General features: G+C 45.0%; 24 protein-coding genes. 20 read left to right on the top strand and 4 right to left on the bottom strand.

The features are described 5' to 3' along the window. Positions 1–147: 147 nt before the first annotated feature. The 4 genes from NSS66_RS00820 (at position 148) to NSS66_RS00805 (ending at position 3,772) form a co-directional block, all read left to right on the top strand. Positions 148–1,320, top strand: a complete 1,173-nt coding sequence (locus NSS66_RS00820; RefSeq protein ID WP_023988293.1) for an acyltransferase — start codon at positions 148–150, stop codon at positions 1,318–1,320. 162 nt (positions 1,321–1,482) lie between these two features. Beyond that, complete coding sequence (locus NSS66_RS00815; protein ID WP_053325291.1) at positions 1,483–2,121, top strand: CatB-related O-acetyltransferase; 639 nt, start codon at positions 1,483–1,485, stop codon at positions 2,119–2,121. A gap of 264 nt (positions 2,122–2,385) precedes the next feature. Continuing rightward, positions 2,386–2,748 carry a helix-turn-helix transcriptional regulator gene (locus NSS66_RS00810; RefSeq protein WP_013310011.1) on the top strand — a complete coding sequence of 121 codons (363 nt, stop codon included), beginning with the start codon at positions 2,386–2,388 and terminating at the stop codon, positions 2,746–2,748. Positions 2,749–2,767: 19 nt separating this feature from the next. Next, entirely contained in the window at positions 2,768–3,772 is a 1,005-nt protein-coding gene (locus NSS66_RS00805) for a Gfo/Idh/MocA family protein (protein WP_340958253.1), read from the top strand. Positions 3,773–3,864: 92 nt separating this feature from the next. Here the strand turns inward: NSS66_RS00805 and NSS66_RS00800 are convergent, their stop codons facing one another. Beyond that, positions 3,865–4,434 (bottom strand): TraR/DksA C4-type zinc finger protein, encoded by a 570-nt coding sequence (locus tag NSS66_RS00800; protein ID WP_028542414.1) that lies wholly within the window; start codon positions 4,432–4,434, stop codon positions 3,865–3,867. A 144-nt stretch (positions 4,435–4,578) separates the two neighbouring features. Here NSS66_RS00800 and NSS66_RS00795 point away from each other — a divergent pair, with 144 nt between their 5' ends. The 7 genes from NSS66_RS00795 to NSS66_RS00765 all read left to right on the top strand — a co-directional run bounded on the left by NSS66_RS00795 (position 4,579) and on the right by NSS66_RS00765 (position 8,656). Then, positions 4,579–4,956, top strand: a complete 378-nt coding sequence (locus NSS66_RS00795; RefSeq protein ID WP_023988297.1) for a DivIVA domain-containing protein — start codon at positions 4,579–4,581, stop codon at positions 4,954–4,956. A 97-nt stretch (positions 4,957–5,053) separates the two neighbouring features. Then, positions 5,054–5,488, top strand: coding sequence for an Rrf2 family transcriptional regulator (locus tag NSS66_RS00790; protein ID WP_076294861.1), 435 nt, complete (start codon positions 5,054–5,056; stop codon positions 5,486–5,488). A 23-nt stretch (positions 5,489–5,511) separates the two neighbouring features. After that, complete coding sequence (locus tag NSS66_RS00785) at positions 5,512–6,012, top strand: metallophosphoesterase family protein (RefSeq protein ID WP_340958252.1); 501 nt, start codon at positions 5,512–5,514, stop codon at positions 6,010–6,012. A gap of 35 nt (positions 6,013–6,047) precedes the next feature. After that, a complete protein-coding gene (locus NSS66_RS00780; RefSeq protein WP_023988299.1) occupies positions 6,048–6,374 on the top strand; it encodes a (2Fe-2S) ferredoxin domain-containing protein in 327 nt (108 codons plus the stop codon). Positions 6,375–6,504: 130 nt separating this feature from the next. Then, positions 6,505–6,783: a hypothetical protein gene (locus tag NSS66_RS00775; protein ID WP_340958249.1), complete on the top strand. Its 279-nt coding sequence runs from the start codon at positions 6,505–6,507 to the stop codon at positions 6,781–6,783. Positions 6,784–6,889: 106 nt separating this feature from the next. Beyond that, entirely contained in the window at positions 6,890–7,492 is a 603-nt protein-coding gene (locus NSS66_RS00770; protein ID WP_025722870.1) for a nitroreductase family protein, read from the top strand. 240 nt (positions 7,493–7,732) lie between these two features. Continuing rightward, on the top strand, positions 7,733–8,656 hold the full coding sequence (locus NSS66_RS00765; protein WP_340958246.1) for an NAD(P)/FAD-dependent oxidoreductase: 924 nt from the start codon (positions 7,733–7,735) through the stop codon (positions 8,654–8,656). Between the two features lie 10 nt (positions 8,657–8,666). Here the strand turns inward: NSS66_RS00765 and NSS66_RS00760 are convergent, their stop codons facing one another. Continuing rightward, positions 8,667–8,996 (bottom strand): hypothetical protein, encoded by a 330-nt coding sequence (locus NSS66_RS00760; protein WP_023988302.1) that lies wholly within the window; start codon positions 8,994–8,996, stop codon positions 8,667–8,669. Between the two features lie 142 nt (positions 8,997–9,138). Beyond that, a complete protein-coding gene (locus NSS66_RS00755; RefSeq protein ID WP_007430161.1) occupies positions 9,139–9,459 on the bottom strand; it encodes a winged helix-turn-helix transcriptional regulator in 321 nt (106 codons plus the stop codon). 290 nt (positions 9,460–9,749) lie between these two features. Between NSS66_RS00755 and zwf the strand changes: the two genes are divergently transcribed. The 8 genes from zwf (at position 9,750) to NSS66_RS00715 (ending at position 17,893) form a co-directional block, all read left to right on the top strand. Then, positions 9,750–11,252, top strand: a complete 1,503-nt coding sequence (gene zwf, locus NSS66_RS00750) for a glucose-6-phosphate dehydrogenase (RefSeq protein ID WP_023988303.1) — start codon at positions 9,750–9,752, stop codon at positions 11,250–11,252. Positions 11,253–11,306: 54 nt separating this feature from the next. Next, entirely contained in the window at positions 11,307–12,200 is an 894-nt protein-coding gene (gene gnd, locus NSS66_RS00745; protein WP_053325295.1) for a phosphogluconate dehydrogenase (NAD(+)-dependent, decarboxylating), read from the top strand. A 156-nt stretch (positions 12,201–12,356) separates the two neighbouring features. Further along, positions 12,357–13,031, top strand: a complete 675-nt coding sequence (locus tag NSS66_RS00740; RefSeq protein WP_071558831.1) for an SOS response-associated peptidase — start codon at positions 12,357–12,359, stop codon at positions 13,029–13,031. 380 nt (positions 13,032–13,411) lie between these two features. Next, the gene (locus NSS66_RS00735) at positions 13,412–14,620 is read left to right on the top strand and encodes an MFS transporter (protein ID WP_069080484.1); all 1,209 of its coding nucleotides are present in this window, start codon (positions 13,412–13,414) and stop codon (positions 14,618–14,620) included. A gap of 55 nt (positions 14,621–14,675) precedes the next feature. Beyond that, a complete protein-coding gene (locus NSS66_RS00730) occupies positions 14,676–15,122 on the top strand; it encodes an OsmC family protein (RefSeq protein WP_013310026.1) in 447 nt (148 codons plus the stop codon). A gap of 69 nt (positions 15,123–15,191) precedes the next feature. Further along, positions 15,192–16,277: a lactonase family protein gene (locus NSS66_RS00725; protein ID WP_025723669.1), complete on the top strand. Its 1,086-nt coding sequence runs from the start codon at positions 15,192–15,194 to the stop codon at positions 16,275–16,277. Positions 16,278–17,054: 777 nt separating this feature from the next. Further along, positions 17,055–17,210 carry a hypothetical protein gene (locus NSS66_RS00720; protein ID WP_023988309.1) on the top strand — a complete coding sequence of 52 codons (156 nt, stop codon included), beginning with the start codon at positions 17,055–17,057 and terminating at the stop codon, positions 17,208–17,210. 173 nt (positions 17,211–17,383) lie between these two features. After that, entirely contained in the window at positions 17,384–17,893 is a 510-nt protein-coding gene (locus NSS66_RS00715) for a hypothetical protein (RefSeq protein WP_023988310.1), read from the top strand. Between the two features lie 145 nt (positions 17,894–18,038). Here NSS66_RS00715 and NSS66_RS00710 read toward each other — a convergent pair whose 3' ends face one another. Next, the gene (locus NSS66_RS00710; RefSeq protein WP_025723667.1) at positions 18,039–18,665 is read right to left on the bottom strand and encodes an FMN-dependent NADH-azoreductase; all 627 of its coding nucleotides are present in this window, start codon (positions 18,663–18,665) and stop codon (positions 18,039–18,041) included. Positions 18,666–18,905: 240 nt separating this feature from the next. On the opposite strand from NSS66_RS00710, the gene murI reads away from it, so the two are divergent. Then, on the top strand, positions 18,906–19,760 hold the full coding sequence (gene murI, locus NSS66_RS00705; protein WP_048481500.1) for a glutamate racemase: 855 nt from the start codon (positions 18,906–18,908) through the stop codon (positions 19,758–19,760). The last annotated feature ends 78 nt before the right edge of the window (positions 19,761–19,838 follow it).

The raw sequence follows: 19,838 nt of genomic DNA, 5'->3' as shown, positions 1-19,838 counted from the left end.
ATAGAATAAACCTGAGATAAATGATGCTTTGCTTGTTGTTGGCTCGTTTATCCTTCTATATATTTTTACAGAATTGTCGTTATAATAGATTTGAGGATTTTGAAAAATCATGGATTTATAAATTGCTAGATGTAACAGGAGAGTGACATGAGTCAAAAAGAGAGAATTTCCGAAGTCGCTTTGCTAAGAGGGTTGGCTTTTGCCGCCGTTGTTCTTCAGCATTCCGTCGCACATTATGCGGTTGCGCAGGGGGCGCGCATCCAGGACGGGGTTTTGATGACACTTTTACTGCTGTGTTCCAAATTTGCAGTTCCGGTGTTTGTGTTTATCACGGGCATGGTGCTATTTTACAATTATGATGGGGTCTTAAAGTACGGAACGTTTTTACGTAAAAGATTCATGGACATCATTGTTCCGTATATCATATGGTCTCTTTTATACGAATTGGGAAATCAGCTTGCCCAAAGTGGTGGATATATTCACCCGCTGGATTTTTTCCAGAAGCTATTGAACGGGAAAAGCAGCTATCATCTATGGTACATCGTTATGATTATCCAATGTTATGTGTTATTTCCCGTGTTTCGTTATGCGGTCCGTCATTTGTCTGCGCTACTGCCGTCAAAATGGCGACCAGCTGCATTGGCTGGATTCGGCGTGCTATATATTTTGCTCATGTTCGCCGTTGGACCCGTATACCAAGCGATGGATAAGCTCCAGCTTCCGGTCATTACCTCTTGGTTTACCCTGTACGCTGACCGGAATGTGATCTACTTTTTCTTTTATTTTGTGTTAGGAGCGGCAGCCGGGATGAACGTCAAGCGTTGGAATGCTTGGGTAACCAAAGCACAGATGATATACTGGCCGTTGTTTATCGTGATTACAGGCTACTTACTGTACGAGATGATCGGTCAGTTCCAGACGCCGCGAGGTACAGTTCTTTCCTTTAACTATTTGTCTTTGCTGCGTCCGGTCATGGCTGTATATTGCGTCGCGTCTATTTTTGTAGCTTATCGGGTAGCGACGTGGATTGCTCATAAGGGGGGACGTGCGGCGAGTATGCTGACGGCCATCGGAACGTTGTCCTATGGAGCGTATCTCATGCATGCCTTTATGCTGCGTGTGACCTATTATTTTGACGAGACGTTTTTTGCAGACTGGAGCCACGTTCTTCGTACGCTGGCTTCGTTCGTTCTCTGTATGATCTTTTCCGTTGCCGGAACATGGCTACTGGCACGCTTGCCTCTGGGCAAATGGATCGTGGGGCTTCGGGTTCGTCCTCGCCCGACTGGAGGTCCGCCAGCCTTACAAAAGCAAGCCTGATTTGATAACCCAATCATATATGTTCACAAGAGTATCCCAAAGCCAAGAAATAAGGCAATGGGATACTTTTCTATCTACATTTGTTTAATAGTATGCATACTGATAGACTGGATGTTCCTTTACCAGTAAGGTGAAGGAACATCCATATGGGAGGGTCGCAAAATGAGTGGTCCAGATACAAGAAGCGTTTTTCCGATGAAAAATATTAGAAGTCTGTGTTTTTTGAACAATGTAGTGGTTAATCCATATATCGAAATCGGGGATTATACCTATTATGACGATAATGATAACCCTTTGGATTTTGAGAAAAATGTCCTTTATCATTTTGATTTTATAGGGGACAAATTAAAGATTGGTAAGTTTTGTGCGATTGCAGCCAAAGCCAAATTTATTATGAATGGTGCTAATCATAATACAAATGCATTTACGACTTTTCCTTTTGGAGCGTTTGGCGGAGATTGGGAAGTTGGTTTACCCAATTTAAGTGGGGGCTACAAAGGGGACACTGTGGTTGGAAATGATGTTTGGATTGGTTACAACGCTACCATTATGCCCGGAGTTCAAATTGGTGATGGCGCGATCATTGCGTCAAACGCCGTGGTGACTAAAGATGTTCGGCCATATTCCATTGTAGGAGGAAATCCTGCGAAGTTAATTCGTTATCGGTTTGATGAGGAAACTATAGCTATGCTACAAACCCTGAAATGGTGGGACTGGGACATCCAAAAAATAACAGAATATATTCCTGTTTTGACAAGTAACGATACGGAGGCCTTAAAACAATTAATCCAGTCTTCGTAATCTGTAACTCTATTTTTTTAGCTTTAGTTATATTATTTCAACATATGAAAAATTCATAATAGCAAAAACAATAAAATCATTTCTCAGCGCTTCGCACACTACTCTATATCGCCTCATTCTATATCTCTCGCCATCTTAAAACAGGTCACAAGAGATGAAGGGTTCTCATACGCTCTCATATCATCAAAGGAAATAGTGTATGGACGCAGAGTGGTTTATAATGGAAGATAAGGTGCACGAATAAGGTGTGGAGGAGGCTGTGAAATGGCGTTTATGATATCCCAGCGGGCTTTTATCAAAATTTATCTGATCACAATGGTGGAGAGGCATCGCGGTTATGGATATCAGATGCTCGAATCGATGAAAGATGAGTTTAGTGGCTTTGGGTATGTTCCGCCTCAGAGCGAGGTTTACCGGGCGCTGCATGAGCTGGTACAGGAAGGTGTTTTTTACCGTACCAAGCGATTGAAAGGAACAGACCCGCGCGTGGATTTTCAGGAGATTGTACTCTATCACTTTACAGATGATGGGGAGGAGAAAGCACGATTGTACAAGAAGCAGGTCAAAGCTGATTTGGACCGTTGCTTAGGTATGCTGCATAAAGCGGAACAAGACAACTATTCCTAACCACGAAAGGATGAGAATGATGGGTAGAAAGCTGAAATGGGGAATTTTAGGCACTGCGGAGATCGCCCAAATCGCTGTAATTCCGGCAATTCAGCAATCCGAACGCGGAGAAGTGCTTGGGATTGCTAGTCGTAATGCGGATAAAGCCGCTGAGACCGCCCGGGAGTTCGATATTCCGAAAAGTTATGGAAGCTATGATGAACTGTTGGCTGATCCCGAAATCGGAGCGGTGTACATTCCGTTGCCGAACCATCTGCATGAAGAGTGGACCATTCGGGCAGCGGAGGCTGGGAAGCACGTTTTGTGTGAAAAACCATCTTCTCTTAGCTCGGCCGGGACAAGTCGCATGATCGAAGAATGTCAACATGCAGGAGTGATCTTTGCAGAGGCTTTTATGTATCGCTATCATCCCAAACATCGAAGAATTAAGGAAATTATCAATAGTGGGGAAATTGGTGACATTCGCGGCATTCATTGCACGTTTACGTTTAACAATACCGATCAGGCAGATAATGTGCGCTTTAATAAAAACATGGGCGGCGGCTCGCTATATGATGTGGGCGTCTATCCGATATCAGCCGCTCGTATGTATTTGGATCGGGAACCGGAGGCAGTGACGGTACATGCCTTATTTTCCCCGGAGCATGACAACGTCGATATGATGGCTTCCGGTTTGCTGGAATTTCCGGGTGGAGTCAACCTTACTTTCGATTGTGGCATGTGGGCAGCTAATCGTTCCAACATGGAAATTCTCGGTAGCAAGGGTACGATTGCGATGCCCAAAATGTTCGGTTGGGAAAGAACGTCTGTTGTACCGCAAATTTTCGTCCACGTCGGTTCGGTCACGCGTGAGGAACGTCTGAAAGGTTTTAATTCCTTTGAACTGCAAGCGGATGCTTTTGCTAAAGCGGTGCTTGACGGTGTCCCGTTGCCGTATGAGCCAGAAGATGCGGTGAGCAATATGAAGGTGATCGACGCTTGTATTGAGTCAGCTCGCAGTCGGAAACGGATAGAAATTGGATAACGGGATCACTGTATTCCCGTAAAGACATAAAAAGCAGCCTGTCCAAAGGACAAGCTGCTTTTTTAGATGAACGAATACATAAGCATATAGCATTACATATTTTCATCATAATCAGTGACATCACGCTTGGCGGCAGTTGCAGGCGAGTTCGATGTACCGTATTTCTCCACGGCGTCCCATGCGCCCGCATCGTCAAATCGTCCTGCATTCCGTTGGCGAACCTCACCTGCACCCTTGGGCGGCGGAGTCATGACCTGTTCCTCTACAGGACGGTCATTCGATAATTCTCGAGTTGGCGTGTGCTCGATTGTATAGGCTGTATATGGAATGGCTTGCAACCGTTCAAAGGGAATTTCTTTCCCGCTCTCCACACATATTCCGTATGTCCCATCCTTCATCCGTTGAAGGGCTGCATTGACCTGCTCCAGCTCGTCTTGCAGCGAATCATTAATCGCCAGATCACGGGACCGTTCAAAGGTTTCTGTCCCTATATCAGCGGGGTGGTTATCATAGGACGAGAGCTCACCTGTGGAATCTGTCAGTGTTTCTCCCAATTGAGCGTTTTCCTGACCGTTTTGTTCAAAATGCTTTTCTAAATCCTTTTTCTGCTCCAGCAACATATGTTTCAGCTCTGCAAGCTGCGAATCGTTCAAATGGTTCATGATCATCTCTCCCCTTCGTGGTCTGTATAAGTGACACGTATGCTCTTTTATACCCGTTCATAGGGCCGGGCAATCAGCAGAGACTTTTATTCCCAGCCTAGAATGTGATATAAAAAGAATAGTGCGTTAAGGAGGGAATAACCGATGGATGAACATATGAAGCGTCGTCTGGATAAACAAAAGCAGTTGTTTAAACAACTGGGCATTCAGCTGGACGCGCTCTCCATTCATGAGAAACAGTTTAAGAATAAAATGCGCGGCTATGATCCGGACGAGGTGGATGCCTTTCTGGATGAAGTGATCAAGGATTATGAACGCTTTTATGCGAATATAGCCGACCTGATGGACAAGTGGCAGGAGCAGCAGGCAACCATACGTGATTTGAAAAATGCACCCAAGCCTGCGGCCGACCTTAATGGACTTGACCGTCGTCAACTGGAGGATATCGTTAAGCAGTTGGAATATAGTGTACGCCAATTAAAAGTGCGAGTACGTCCTGAAAATGACTATTTTCCGGAGTAAGGTGCAGTAAGCACTGTGTTGGTTCCTCTATTGTGGTATGATGGAAACAAGCATTTTACCAAACATTTAATGAGGCACACACATAAAGGTGGTTAACATGAGTACCCATTTTTCCGTTAGTATCCATTGTCTGCTTCTTCTGGCTGAAGGGGCACCGGATCGAATGACATCGTCACTTATTGCTTCCAGCATCAATACAAACCCGGTAGTTGTGAGGAGGATTATGAGCCGACTCAAGCAAGCGGGTTTGGTGGATTCGTCGCCTGGAGCACGCGGCTTTCGTCTAAGCATGTCCAGTTCAAACATCAATCTGAAAATGATCTATGAGGCGACCAAGGATGAAGGTCCGTTGTTCGCCATCCATACCGACAGCAATCATAATTGTGAGGTAGGCAGGAACATAGACGCATTATTGGATGGTTTATATACCGTGGCAGAGCAGAAAATACAGGCGTTTTTCGAGACCGTTACGCTGCGAGATCTGGAGCAGGCACTTCAGCAGCGCGTGGGGCAACAAAGTTCATCCGTGTAAAGACGCTGGTAAGGAGAATTTATATGAAAATCATCGTACTTTCAGACACTCATATGCCGCATAGAAGCAAAGCGTTGCCTAGTCGGCTTGTACAGGAGTTAAAAGGCAGTGACCTCATTCTCCATGCCGGAGACTGGACGGATTGGTTCGTATATGAACGTCTAGCTGAATTTGCGCCTGTGCAAGGCATTGCCGGAAACAATGATGGAATGGACATCGTGGAGCGTTTAGGCTATCAGCGAATCATCGAAGTCGAAGGCAAGCGGATCGGTATGGTTCACGGTCACGGCTGGCGAGGAACGACAGAAAATATCGCATTGAATACGTTTAAGGGAGAAACGCTAGATTGCCTGATTTATGGACATTCGCATATTCCGGTGGTCAAAACGATTGACGGTCAGCTTGTCCTTAATCCGGGGTCTCCGACGGACAAACGCGGCGAAGACGAATATTCATTTATCGTGCTGACGATTGAAGCTGGTCAGATGGAAGCACAGCTTGTTCTTTATCCAGATAAACATTGATTTAAAACCAACAACTGTTGATTAAAGGGGAAGCTATGGCCATTTTTGAATTAGAACCAATGAAGCATCATGTGTTGATCTGCAATGGAGGCACATGTATGCGACATGAGGGTGAAGAAGTTACACAGGCAATTCGGGATGAAATTCGTAAACAAAATGCAGAAGCATATATTCACACGACCAGAACTCGCTGTAATGGGCGTTGTCATGATGCTGCGGTTGTGATCGTATATCCTCAAGGGGACTGGTATGGTCAAATGACCCCCGACTCGGGGACTCAACTGGTGCAGAAGCTCGTAACGGGAGAGAAGCTGGAACCTCATCTTTTTCATGAGTGTACAGGTAAATCCAGCTCGGAATAATCCAATCAACCATTTATAAGAACATGAGTAGAGAAAATCTTTGCGGAGATTTTCTCTTTTTTGCGTTTAATCCTCGATGTGAAAGGTAAAAGTATACTGTGAACACCAATCCGATAGGGAGGGAAGTAAAATGGCCCCATTTGAAGATAACCTGCACGATCAGAATGAGCAGAAAGGACAGACGGGGAAAGGAACAACGGAGTCTAAACATCAGGAACAGTCGATCAATCGAGATCATGCAGAGCAGTATCCGACAGAGCAGGAAAGCTTGTTTGACCGTTTTGAGATTGAGCAGACGGTAGACTCCATTCCCGTAGAGGATTTGAAGATGGAAAGGCAGGAGGAGAGAGACAAGGATGCAACCAAGCACACCTCTTCCAGTGAGAAAAAATATAATGGTGGCGTATAATCATCAACTAACTGGTAATATTTAAAAAGAAATCTCTTGACTTTAAGATATATGTAATGTATATTAAGTTACGAAAAGTAATTAATTTTTCTCAGGAGGTAACAAAATGGCTAAAGACTTCTTCACAGCTCTGAAAGACAGACGCTCCTATTATGGTATTAGCAAAGAACAGGTCATTTCTGACCAACGGATTCAAGAGATTGTAGAGGAAGCTGTTAAGTATACACCTACCTCTTTCAACTCCCAAACTTCACGTGCTGTAGTGTTGCTCGGAGAGCATCATGATAAACTGTGGAATATTACAGAAGATATTTTGCGTGAGGTTGTAGGCAATGAGGAGCAATTCAAGTCTACTGCCGAGAAAATGAACGGTTTCCGCAGCGGATACGGAACAGTCTTGTTCTTTGAAGACAATAACGTGGTAGCTGGTCTGCAGCAACAATTTGAAGCCTATGCGGACAATTTCCCAATCTGGTCCAACCAATCTAATGGTATGTTGCAATTGGTAGTATGGACGGCTCTGGAGCAAGAAGGACTGGGGGCATCCCTTCAGCATTACAACCCATTGATTGATGAAAAAGTGAAAAACGAATGGAACATTCCTGAGCATTGGAAACTGATTGCTGAAATGCCATTTGGTAAACCGACATTCCAACCAGGTGAAAAAGAATTCCAGCCTGTTGAAGAACGAGTAAAAACATTTAAATAATTATAATTTTCACGATAAAATGACGATTCAGGCTCGACTTGGTAAAGCACTGTGGGTATCCACAGTGCTTTTTGTCATTCCATTTTTAAGGCATATAAGCTTTGATATGTACGGACACAGGGGTTAATTCATCCGTTAGTGGGTGATATTATGTTTAAAATTGGATGAGAAGTTTACATTGGTGTTATTGCGGTTTTATGCAGATGTCTAGGATAACGCGCATTCAAAGGAGGAAAAGTGATGAACTATGATTGCATTATTGTTGGTGGGGGAATTGCCGGATTGCAAGCAGCGATTCAATTGGGGAGATACAGCAGTCATCGAGTTCTAGTGATAGATTCGGGCTATGGTCGATCTACGCTGTGCCACCAGTATCATAATATTTTGGGCTTTCCTGACGGAATTTCTGGTGAAGAGCTGCGACGGCTTGGACGTAGTGAAGCCACGAAACTAGGTACTGAATTTGTTGAAGGGAAGGCGGTAAAAGCCACCAAAAGAGATGAGCTTTTTGACATTCAAGTGGAGGCAGGATCCGTCTATTCGTCAAAAACGCTGCTGTTGGCGACAGGGCTAACGGACCGTTTTCCAAAGCTGGATGGGTTACAAGCCTGCTTGGGCAACAGTGTATATGTATGCCCGGATTGTGACGGTTATGAGGTTCAGGATCGCAGCACGGTCGTTATGGGGGCAGGCAAAGCAGGAGCTTCCATGGCTCTGACTTTATCAGCGCGCACCGATCAACTTGTTTATGTCAATCATGAGCGTTCAGAGGTGCCGGACGAGCTGATCGTAAAGCTGCGGGAAAAAGGGATTGGCTATAAGGAAGCAGCCATTTCAGAGATTATAACCGGAGAATGGGGCTGTTTTGAAGGAGTGCGGCTGGCTGATGGACATGTGGTTCGAGCAGAGCGGGGCTTTTTAGCCTTTGGCAGCAATCACGTTCATTCAGAGCTGGCGGAGCAACTGGGTGTACATCTGCTGCATAATAAGCATATTGAGACTCATCCTCGCAGCAAAATGACAAATGTGGAAAATGTATGGGTAGCCGGGGACTTAGGAGCTCATGCCGAGCAAGCGACTGTGGCGATGGGAGAAGGAGCTATGTCAGCGATTTGGATACACAAGGTATTAACTGGTATGAAAACAAAAGAACCGCAGCTCTGAGAGCTGCGGTTTAGAACGATGGGTGTGTACTCGTTGGGAGTTGAAGTTCGAAGCGTTTTAATTGATCGCTCATGCCGTACTTACGTAAAATTTCCGTCTGTTTGTTGCCGATAAGATCAAAATGCGGATAGGGCTGACGCTGATGAATATATTGGGGGTTCAATCCGTTATGGTTGCACCATAAGCGCAGCTTGTCCAAATCAGAACATCCCACCTTGGTGACGGTTGTAATGCCTGGAAAGCGATCATCCAGCCAGTAATGTGTCAGGAAAGCAATTTCACCACGACTGACCTCTCTTTTCCAGGCCATAAGCTCCTGCCGGGTAATGCCAAATGCCATCGTTCTCATCCTTCCTTGGCTCATTCTGAAATCATGAGCTGTTGCGCGGTTGTTCCATTATTTTCGTACTATAGTTTGTATTATGATCCACATGGGGTAACACAATAACAGGAGACCCTGTGTGACGACCTCCTGTTAGCGGTTAAAGCCATCTCTCGGCCCAGCTCTCCACACCATTTAATGCATCACCTAGCTCTTTACCCTTGCGTGTCAGCGAATACTCGGTACGCACAGGCCGCTCTGTGATGACATTGCGAAGGATCAGGCCGGAAAGCTCTAGTTCCTTGATGCGTTCGTTCAGCATGCGTTTACTAAGATCAGGTATGGAGACGTGAATTTCACTAAATCGTTTGGGATGTTCCATCAAAGTATGAATGATGAGAGCGGTCCATTTTTTGCTGATGATCTGAAAGGACTGTTCCACCTTACCGCACAAAAGCTTAGGCTGCCTGTCGTCGCTCATCTGAATCCCCTCAATTTCATTGTTGTTTTAAACAGTATACTAAAAGTAACTCTGTATACCAATAGTAACTATAACGCTTTGTATCAACTGTGACATATTTAACAGTTTTTTCTCTTTCCTTTCGTCAATCATACCACAGAAAACGTTATCATTACAGGATATATCGAATGTTCACGATTTCGCTAAAATTTGATTGACTTGCCCCTTATTTTGGGTGTATTATGGGTTACGTTAATTCCTCAGGTAACTTTTAATAACCTCATCTTTATAATGGGAAGAAGGAATATTTCATGGATTCAATGACATTTGTCTTATTTGGAGCGACAGGGGATTTGGCGAAACGCAAAATTTACCCTGCCTTGTATAATTTGTTTGTAGAAGGTAAAATTCCGGCTTCCTTTTCTGTAATTGGGATGGGGCGTCGTGAAGTGGCGGACGAGCAATTTCAAAGTAATGTAGAGCAATCCATTAAGGATTTTTCCAGACACGTGAATGAAGACCGTGCACAGATGGATCAGTTCTTAAGTGCTTTCCGTTACAGCGCATTGAACGTCAACCACCCGGAAGATTATAAAAAGCTGCTGCAGCTTGCTGAGCAACGTGAAAATGACTTGGGAATTCCGGGGAACCGCATGTTTTACTTATCGGTGGCACCGGAATTTTTTGATGTGATTGCCCTCAATATTCGGGAGAGTGGTTTAGCTGAAACAAAGGGTTGGAAACGGCTCATTATCGAAAAACCATTTGGACATGATCTGGAATCCGCACGTGAGCTGAATGATCGCCTGAGCAGAACATTTGCTGAGGATGAGATTTATCGTATTGACCATTACTTAGGTAAGCCCATGGTACAAAACCTGGAAGCCTTAAAATTTGCTAATCCATTGCTTCAAGGGATATGGAACAATCAATACATCGCCAATGTGCAAATTACCGCATCCGAGACTGTAGGGGTGGAGGAGCGAGCAGGATACTATGATCATTCTGGCGCTATTCGTGATATGGTACAAAATCACATGCTACAGGTGTTGATGATGACGGCTATGAACAAGCCGGGACATGTCACGGCTGACCAGGTGCGTGATGAAAAAAGCAAGGTGATGGACGCGCTTCGTGCACTTGATCCTTCCGATATTGCTTCCAACGTGGTTAGAGGCCAATATACCAACGGTGAGATCAACGGAAAAGCAGTTCCTTCCTATAATGAAGAGCCGGACATCGGTCCTGATTCACAAAATGATACTTTCATTTCAGCTCGCCTATGGATTGACAACGAACAATGGTCGGGTGTACCTTTCTATATTCGTACTGGCAAACGCATGAAAGAAAAATCTACTCGTATCGTTGTGGAATTCAAAAAGGACAGCACAGATCCTTATGCCGCTCAAGGGCAACCGACTGACCCGAACTTGCTGATCATCCATGTTAACCCGGATGAAAAGGTAACGCTGCGTCTGAATAGCAGAGACCCGTTAAACGCTGGTCAACTGGAAACGGTTCTGATGAATTATCATTCCGAGGCCAAGGATGTACCAGAAGCCTATGAGCGCCTCATCTTTGATGCGCTGCGCGGCGATTCCACCTTTTTTGCTCATTGGAACGAAGTTGAGCTTTCATGGGTGTGGGTTCAACCTGTACTGGAAGCTTTTGCTCGTGGTGAGGTTCCACTTCATACGTATGCAGCAGGCTCTTACGGTCCAGAAGCTTCAGATCAATTGTTGGAAGAGCAAGGCTTTACATGGTGGCTGGACGAAAAGTCCGAAAGCACTGAAAAAGCAGTCGTTCGTTCTTAACATCAATAAGAAAGTATATACAAAATATGTTTGCTACGGCAGGAGGCCTTTACAATGCAAGTAGGATTAATTGGTTTGGGAAAAATGGGCTTAAATCTCGGGAAAAATTTGATCGATCATAAGCATGAACTTGTGGCTTACGACGTCAATGCAGCCGCCATCCAAGAAATGAAGGATTATGGAGCTACAGGTGCTTCCACATTGGAAGAGCTTGTACAGGCAACTCAATCCCCTAGAGTATTGTGGATTATGGTTCCTCACCAAATTGTGGATTCTGTGCTGGATCAGCTTCAACCGATGTTGTCCAAAGGGGACATCATTATTGAAGGTGGTAATTCTCATTACAAAGAGTCTATTGCTCGCCATGCCCGTCTTCAAGAATATGGTATCAGCTTCATGGATGCTGGGACCTCAGGCGGGATGGAAGGCGCACGCAATGGCGCTTGTTACATGATCGGTGGCGATCCGGAAGCTTGGGCGGTTGTTGAGCCTATTTTCCGCGACACAGCAGTGGAAAATGGATATCTGTATGCAGGTAAATCCGGAAGCGGACATTTTCTGAAAATGGTTCATAACGGTGTGGAATACGGCATGATGGCTTCCATCGGTGAAGGATTTGAAGTGCTTGAAAAAAGCAGCTTTGACTTTGATTATGAACAAGTAGCGCGTGTGTGGAACAACGGTTCTGTTATTCGCTCTTGGTTGATGGGCTTGACTGAACGGGCATTCTCCAAAGATGCAAACCTGGACGAAATCCGTGGGGTTATGCACTCTTCTGGTGAAGGAAAATGGACGGTTGAGGAAGCGCTGGACATTCAGGCTGCAACTCCAGTCATTGCTTTGTCCCTGCTGATGCGCTACCGTTCTCTTGATGCGGACACGTTCAACGGGAAAGTGGTTGCTGCGCTGCGCAATGAATTTGGCGGTCACGCGGTAGAAAAGAAGTAATAACGATATAAGCTAGTATCTATCCCCGTAGCTTCACAACTGCGGGGATATTGCTATATGTTTTGTCGTTTATTGGATGTTTGCAAAACCTGCATATGCATATTTTTCCTTGTATATCCGCACAATAGGTGAAAAAGGCGGAAGGGTGAATAGCATATGTGCAAAAGGTTTTCGTTATCGGCTGATTTGAATGAGGTTAGGGATCATTTTGGTATACAACGGGTGATGTATTATTACAAAACACGCTATAATATGAGTCCCACTCAGCATGTTCCAATTGTGCTGCATCAGGATGGAGAACGGGTACTTGATGAATTTCGCTGGGGATTTATTCCCTACTGGGGCAAGGATTGTGTCAATGCAGACTTGAATACAGTTCGGGTAAATCCGAGTTATCGCAAGATGGCGGAAACCCGACGTTGTATCATTCCATGCAATGGATTTTATTATTGGCGCAAATTGGGTAAACGCATGTGTGCTGTACGGGTGGTACTGCCGGAACAGAAGATGTTTGCGGTCGCGGGGCTATATGAAGTATGGCAGGATAGTCGTAAGGAGCCTTTACGCACCTGTACGATGATGACAGTTCATGCCAATACGGATATACGTGAATTCGATACCCGTATGCCAGCTATTTTGGAAGCTGATCATATAGATTCATGGCTGGACCCGTCTGTCCAGAACATAGATGAGCTGTTGCCTCTACTGCGCACGTATGAGCAAGGCGACATGAGCATCTATCCAGTGACCCCACTGGTGGCCAATGATGAACATGATAACCGTGAATGTATTCAGGAAATGGATTTGCAGTGGTCCTGGATTAAACCTTAAACGTATGGAGATTTTCATCCATTATTGATCATAAGCTTCCCGCCACCTGCATAGGTATGTATTGGGGAACAAGCGTCATGATCCGGGGAGAGGGGAAACGGCCGAAGGAGTATCTCATATGGGATGGAGGCGATTGGAATGAGTAACGATACACTCATCCAGCTGCTAGTGCTCATGGTGACGATCATCGGTCTGGTCCAAAACCGGTAAGTGGCAGGTTCCAGAAGGCGGGAGAATTGCCGTAGGCAATCTTCCGTTTTTTTCTGTGTTAAAAAGCTCGCAGATTAAGGAAGCTTACGGTACAATAGATGCTAGGCTACAGGTGACAAGACACCTGAATATACGTCTACATACGATATATTTTTAAGGGAGAGCGAATCATGAGTGAATTAACTTCATTACCACCAGCCAAAAAAAGAAAATTACTGTTTAGCGCAGGGCTCAGCTGGTTGTTTGATGCTATGGATGTGGGGCTGCTTTCATTTATAGTCGCAGCGTTGGCAAAGGAGTGGCATCTGGGATCTGAGCAAATTGGACTGCTGACTGCAATGAATTCGATAGGAATGGTGTTCGGAGCCGCTTTGGCGGGGATTTTGGCGGATCGTTACGGCAGACGCGCCATATTAGTGTGGACATTGTTGATCTTTTCTATTGCCAGCGGCTTATCCGCTTTTGCGACAGGTCTCGGAATGCTGCTGGTGCTGCGTTTTATTGCTGGTGCAGGCTTGGGCGGGGAATTGCCTGTTGCTTCGACGCTGGTGTCAGAATCAGTGCCTGTGAAAGAACGAGGAAGAGCGGTTGTGCTGCTGGAAAGCTTCTGGGCGGCAGGCTGGATCCTTTCGGCTCTTATTGCTTATTTTGTTATTCCAAAGTATGGTTGGCAAATGGCATTTATTCTCGGCGCAGTACCTGCGCTGTACGCTCTTTATCTGCGCAGAGCTATTGAGGATTCACCGCGTTACAAGCAGCAAAGCGTTAAACTTCCGCTGCGTGCACGATTGGCTTCGATTTGGTCGGGACCCAATCGCAAGTCTACGCTGATGCTGTGGATTTTATGGTTCACAGTTGTATTTTCATACTACGGCATGTTCCTGTGGCTACCGAGCATTATGTTTATGAAAGGTTTCGAACTGGTTAAAAGCTTTGAATATGTACTGATCATGACGCTTGCGCAACTACCAGGTTACTTTACCGCCGCCTATCTAATTGAAAAGCTGGGGCGCAAATTCGTACTGATCATCTACTTGCTGCTCACAGCAGTGTCCGCCATTTGGTTCGGCACCTCGGAAACGGCGGGAATGCTGCTAGCTGCTGGTATCTGCTTGTCCTTTTTTAATCTCGGTGCTTGGGGAGCCATGTACGCTTATACTCCGGAATTGTACCCGACAGCGGTCCGTTCTACCGGTGTGGGTATGGCGGCTGCGTTTGGCCGTATTGGAGGCGTTATCGGGCCTTTTGCGGTCGGTATACTCGTAGGACAAGGCGTAGCGTTACCATCTATCTTTGTGATTTTCTTCGTAGCTATCTTGATCGGAGCAGTGGCTGTATGGTTGCTGGGTACGGAAACCAAAAACCAGGAGATTGACTAACCTTTACATTCACCTGTGTAAAGATTCATAATATAAGAGAGAGGAGTGACCTGAAATGGAGCATACCTTTCTGCTCAAGGCAGACTGGAACGGGGGGCGCAACAGCGACGGCCGTATTGAGGCTGGACAGTTGCGGACTGCAATTTCGATCCCGGCTGAGATGGGAGGCCCTGGTGTGGGCACCAATCCAGATGAAATGCTGCTCGGTGCCGCCGCTACCTGCTATTTGATTACGTTGGCGGCTATGATGGAGCGCGCGAGTCTCCCGGTGGCATCACTGGCGCTGGAATCCGAAGGGATTGTCGATGTAACGAACAATATTTTTACATATCGCCGAATTGTGCATCGTCCGCAGGTTCAATTGGCCGCCGATGCGACAGAATCGCAGATCGAACAAGCATTGCGACTGGCAGAGCAGGCAGAAACCTCATGCATGATCTCGCGTGCCGTAGCGGGAAATGTGGCGTTGTCCACAGAGCCCGTGGTGGAGCGCGCCTCTTAAAGCGATATTTGTAACAGGAGCAATCATTCCAATTGCCCATCATTTTTTTAATCCAAGGAGGACACAACCATGACAGCACAACAAAAATTGCTCGTATTCGCAGGCTCTTACGCCGAATTGGAAGGTAACGGAGTTTATTCGTACACTTTTAATGAACAGACAGGAGCACTTACACTACAGGATGAGTTCTCCGGCTTGAAAAATCCTACATTCCTGAATGTGGACGTCAAAAATCGGAAGCTGTATTCCATTGGAGAGACGACTTCTGCTGCAGGAGCGAAAGTAGGCGAAGCCTCTGCTTTCGAAATTGACCCAGTTAAAGGAACATTTACATTGCTGAATCGTGCGGAAAACGTGGGTGCAACAACTTGCCACATTCAGCGTGATCCATCTGATCGTTACCTTATTGTAGTCAGCTACCACGGAGGTATGGTGGGACTGGTGTCTCTGACTGAGGACGGACGTATCGGTGAGTTGCTGGATGTTAAACAGCATGAGGGCAAAGGAGCGCATCCTGAACGTCAGGATCGTCCACATCCACATTCCAGTTTCTTTAGTCCGGATGGCCGCTTCCTGTTCGTACAAGATCTCGGCCTGGATCTGATCCGCGTTTACACCATTGATGACAGCAAAGGACAACTGGTGCTTCATGGTGAAACGAAAACCCATGCAGGTGCAGGTCCACGTCATTTGACGTTCCACCCGAATGGTAAATTTGCTTTTGTCATTAACGAAGTGGATTCTTCCATTACTTCTTTTGCATACGATGCAGAGGCTGGCAAGCTCACTGAGCTTGAGAGCGTACCGACATTGCCGTCTGATTTTACAGGTGAAAACACAACTGCTGAAATTGCGATTTCGGGGGATGGAGCTTATCTGTACGGTTCCAACCGCGGGCATGACAGCATTGTGGTATACGCTGTAGACGGAGCAACTGGCAAGTTGAGCTTGGTCGAGCATGTATCTGCCGAAGGAGAGCATCCACGCCATTTTGCTTTGACTCCAAATGGTGACCATATGCTCGTGGCCAACCGCGACACCAACAACATTGTTACGTTCAAAGTGGACAAGGCAAGTGGACGCTTGACCTACACTGGGCAACAAGTAACCGTGTCCAAGCCAGTATGCGTACAGCCTTTTTACTTTTCCGTGTAAAAATTAGGAAAACATTAGGGGTAACTAAGTAACGGTATGCGGCTTGTGACCGCTACGAGAACGGATCATTCTTCCGGTCGCTGTTGCCCCCGGATTTCTCGATTGTATGTTCAAGGGTAGAAATCCGGGGACAAAGGCGAACGCTCCGCTTCTTCAGAACAATTCCGTCCTCTCCGCTGCTTTAGTGCTTTTGGCGACCATTTTTTTATGCAGAAACAATAAATGAATACGTATATGTTGATGGTACTGATAGATTAACCAAGCATAGAAAATTTTTTAGTGAAAACGGCTCGTAGGATAACCTACAGCCGTTTTTATTTTAGGGCTTAGTCATTTCAAAAGAAGTCACTACCTACAAAAATAATATAAAATTTTATGGTTACAAATAAGATACGAATAATCTCGGCAGGAAAAGGGTACATATGTTATAAGCGGGACAAGAATCTCTCAATCCGATAATGCAAATCTAGGACAAGCATTGTGAGTTCCATATAAGGGTTAGAGGCTTAAAATAAAAGTATTATATTTGGCCTAAGTATTAGTTTAGGTCGTTGGCTTTTTTAGAGGCAAACTCATGAAAAATGAGCAATGGCAAGGATAAACTGAGTAACGAAGCGGGCAGATGGATTTCGGAGAAGCGATAGCGTTCGCCTTTGGAACTTGATTTTAACCATTAAAATATATTCAAAAAATCAAGCTCCAACAGCGATCGGAGAAACCATCTGATCGCGAAGTGGGCCTCACAGACCGATAAGAGTATATAAAGGAGGAAACGAAATGAAAATTATCATTACGCAAAAGGAAGCCGTCGACAAAGGAATATGGACAGAGATCATGGGGATGTTTGCTGTGACCAAAGAGGACGAAGTATGGCAAAATGAAGAGTTTATTCTCACCGAAGAACAGGCACGTCAGGTCGGATTATTAAGATAGCAAAGACAAATAGGACATGTTATCAAGTTTTAAGACCAAGTCTTAAAAAATCGTAACTTCTTTTTTATGTATCTGATACACTTTTTAACCGTGCAACGTTTATGATAAGTACACAAGGGTAATGAAGCTTACAGACACCGTGTACATACCCAAACGGCAAGGAGAGATCAGACATGATGAAACTAGCTTCGAAATGGACCGTATTGGCTTTAATGATGATGCTGATTACGACGGCAGGGGCAACAGCGCAAGGCTACACGCCTGTAGCAGCTGCTGAAAATCAGGAGACCGTATATATAAACCAAATGGAGATTCGTGACGGACAAATTTATTTGTCGGCAGACCCGATTGAATGGTATGAAGGCGCGGCAGCTGACAAAGCATTTGTGGAGCATGAAGGAAATACAGGATTGGATGGAGCTCCGGATGGCTACTACATCGTAAACAATTCCGTGCAAAATGACGTGTATCAGGTTGCACCAGATGCTTCAGTAGAGGTGCAGATTTATGATCACACGGGTAACATAGAAGATACAGACGTGCAATGGAACGAATCGATTCCTCTGGCACAGTTTGAGAAAGATTTTGCTAAAAAGGACGTTCTGGACCTCAGTCAATTTCCATACCATATTACGCTTCGTGAGGGTAAAGTTATAAAAATCGTGCAGCAATTCATTCCTTAAAATAGAAGTAATCTCATTTCACAAACACGTGCTTTCACTTGATTATAGATCAGGGGAGCACGTGTTTTTTTATACTTTATAACAAAAAAAGAGGATATCCAGCCCATATAGGGCGCGGATATCCTCTTCTCTTCATAATATATGATTAGAACGATTTTGCTGTGTCTACTGCACGTTGTACAGCAGAAGCAACGATTTCTTGTGCTTGATCTGGAGATTGATTATGTCCTTCCAGAACAACTTTCACGATGTCTTTCACTCCGAAGAAGGATAAGATGTTGTTCATGAAGTTCAAAGACATTTCAGCTGCAGCAGCTGGTCCTTCGGAATAAACGCCGCCTCTTGCATTCAGCAGGGCTACTTTAGTTTCAGTTACGAGACCAACAGGACCTTCAGCAGTGTATTTGAATGTTTTACCAGCTTGGTTCAGATAGTCAATGTACGTATGCAGTACAGCTGGAATCGTCATGTTCCAGAGCGGGAAAGCAAATACGACTTTGTCTGCTGCCAGGAATTGATCCAGGTAGCCATTAGCAATGTTTGCCAGGCGAGCTTCTTCTGCGTTCAGCTCCATGCCTCTAGCGGATTTGAACGTGCCGTTGATCATGTTAGCGTTCAAATAAGGAAGCTCGACGGAGAACAGGTCCAGCTCAGTGATTTCATCAGTTGGGTGGGAAGACTTGTAGCTTTCTACGAAGGCGTTATACAATTTAACTGTTGCAGATTCTTCAGCTGTACGATCATTAGCTTTGACAAATAATACTTTAGACATGATTTATTTCCCCCTAAGTAAGTTGAATAAGTAAGTTAAGTTAGTAAGTTACCAAGTAATATTACAATATAAAGATAATATCTGTCAACACTTTTATATTAAATTTACTTTGAAAAGCTACTTTATTTTTTACACTGAAAATTTTACGTGTTTCTTTTGCAAAATATCAGTTTTGCGGTAAAATTTAAATGTAAAGTTTAATGAAGAGAATGGTTTGAGTAGGCGAAGAAGAAAATGAACATGGTGCCAGCAAGATATAGCACAATAGTTGAACGAAAAAAGGTGAGTAGCTTGAAGATAGGTTTTTTTGATTCAGGATTGGGTGGAATTACAGTATTGTCCGAGGCACTAAGACGTTTGCCAAACGAAAATTTTGTATACATGGCGGATACCCTTCATGTGCCTTACGGGACGAAAACTCCCCAAGAGGTGCTTGGTTATGTCAAGGCTTCAGTACAAACGATTCTAAAAGAAGATGTTAAGGCATTGGTAATTGCCTGCAATACGGCTACAAGTATCGCGGTTGCGGAGCTAAGGAAGGAATATCCTATTCCGATTATTGGGATGGAGCCAGCTGTGAAGCCAGCGGTCGAGATGAACCGTGCCAATGGTAAAAGAGTTCTGGTGTTAGCCACACCATTGACGTTGAAACAATCCTGTTATGCAGCGCTGGTATCCAGAGTTGACGATCATGGGAGCGTGGACTCACTACCTCTGCCGGAGTTAGTACAGTATTGCGAACAGTTGAATTTTGACCGGGCAGAAATGTCCGAATATTTTAACCGTGAGCTGTCTTCGTTCAATCTCGACATATATGGTACGGTGGTATTGGGATGTACTCATTATCCTTTTTATAAGGAAATTCTCAGGGAACTACTGCCTTCTCATATTCAGTTAATTGACGGGAGCCAGGGAACAGTCAGACGGTTGAAACAGGTGTTGTCTGAGCGTAATTTGCTGGAGCCTTCGCCAAAATCCGGTCCATCGCAGGAGGGACATATTACATTTCTATGTTCTAGTCAGGATGAGACCTATGTGCATAAGATGGAGCGGGCGCTTGAAATCTATGCGGAGCATGAAAAGATTTATTTTTAAAAGAAGAGCGGCTGGCGAACGTGTTGGATCTTAATGAAATATCCAAATCGCCAGCCGCATTGTCGATCAGACGCATGA

This window comes from Paenibacillus sp. FSL R10-2748 (assembly GCF_038005565.1).
Lineage (GTDB): Bacteria > Bacillota > Bacilli > Paenibacillales > Paenibacillaceae > Paenibacillus > Paenibacillus polymyxa_B.
Note: the sequence above shows the minus strand (reverse complement) of the source record. Positions and strands in the feature narration are given on the sequence as shown.

Coding starts and splice junctions, on each gene's coding strand:
- NSS66_RS00820 (WP_023988293.1), top strand. CDS start 148: ATGAGTCAAAAAGAGAGAATTTCCGAAGTCGCTTTGCTAAGAGGGTTG.
- NSS66_RS00815 (WP_053325291.1), top strand. CDS start 1,483: ATGAGTGGTCCAGATACAAGAAGCGTTTTTCCGATGAAAAATATTAGA.
- NSS66_RS00810 (WP_013310011.1), top strand. CDS start 2,386: ATGGCGTTTATGATATCCCAGCGGGCTTTTATCAAAATTTATCTGATC.
- NSS66_RS00805 (WP_340958253.1), top strand. CDS start 2,768: ATGGGTAGAAAGCTGAAATGGGGAATTTTAGGCACTGCGGAGATCGCC.
- NSS66_RS00800 (WP_028542414.1), bottom strand. CDS start 4,434: ATGAACCATTTGAACGATTCGCAGCTTGCAGAGCTGAAACATATGTTG.
- NSS66_RS00795 (WP_023988297.1), top strand. CDS start 4,579: ATGGATGAACATATGAAGCGTCGTCTGGATAAACAAAAGCAGTTGTTT.
- NSS66_RS00790 (WP_076294861.1), top strand. CDS start 5,054: ATGAGTACCCATTTTTCCGTTAGTATCCATTGTCTGCTTCTTCTGGCT.
- NSS66_RS00785 (WP_340958252.1), top strand. CDS start 5,512: ATGAAAATCATCGTACTTTCAGACACTCATATGCCGCATAGAAGCAAA.
- NSS66_RS00780 (WP_023988299.1), top strand. CDS start 6,048: ATGGCCATTTTTGAATTAGAACCAATGAAGCATCATGTGTTGATCTGC.
- NSS66_RS00775 (WP_340958249.1), top strand. CDS start 6,505: ATGGCCCCATTTGAAGATAACCTGCACGATCAGAATGAGCAGAAAGGA.
- NSS66_RS00770 (WP_025722870.1), top strand. CDS start 6,890: ATGGCTAAAGACTTCTTCACAGCTCTGAAAGACAGACGCTCCTATTAT.
- NSS66_RS00765 (WP_340958246.1), top strand. CDS start 7,733: ATGAACTATGATTGCATTATTGTTGGTGGGGGAATTGCCGGATTGCAA.
- NSS66_RS00760 (WP_023988302.1), bottom strand. CDS start 8,996: ATGGCATTTGGCATTACCCGGCAGGAGCTTATGGCCTGGAAAAGAGAG.
- NSS66_RS00755 (WP_007430161.1), bottom strand. CDS start 9,459: ATGAGCGACGACAGGCAGCCTAAGCTTTTGTGCGGTAAGGTGGAACAG.
- zwf (WP_023988303.1), top strand. CDS start 9,750: ATGGATTCAATGACATTTGTCTTATTTGGAGCGACAGGGGATTTGGCG.
- gnd (WP_053325295.1), top strand. CDS start 11,307: ATGCAAGTAGGATTAATTGGTTTGGGAAAAATGGGCTTAAATCTCGGG.
- NSS66_RS00740 (WP_071558831.1), top strand. CDS start 12,357: ATGTGCAAAAGGTTTTCGTTATCGGCTGATTTGAATGAGGTTAGGGAT.
- NSS66_RS00735 (WP_069080484.1), top strand. CDS start 13,412: ATGAGTGAATTAACTTCATTACCACCAGCCAAAAAAAGAAAATTACTG.
- NSS66_RS00730 (WP_013310026.1), top strand. CDS start 14,676: ATGGAGCATACCTTTCTGCTCAAGGCAGACTGGAACGGGGGGCGCAAC.
- NSS66_RS00725 (WP_025723669.1), top strand. CDS start 15,192: ATGACAGCACAACAAAAATTGCTCGTATTCGCAGGCTCTTACGCCGAA.
- NSS66_RS00720 (WP_023988309.1), top strand. CDS start 17,055: ATGAAAATTATCATTACGCAAAAGGAAGCCGTCGACAAAGGAATATGG.
- NSS66_RS00715 (WP_023988310.1), top strand. CDS start 17,384: ATGATGAAACTAGCTTCGAAATGGACCGTATTGGCTTTAATGATGATG.
- NSS66_RS00710 (WP_025723667.1), bottom strand. CDS start 18,665: ATGTCTAAAGTATTATTTGTCAAAGCTAATGATCGTACAGCTGAAGAA.
- murI (WP_048481500.1), top strand. CDS start 18,906: ATGGTGCCAGCAAGATATAGCACAATAGTTGAACGAAAAAAGGTGAGT.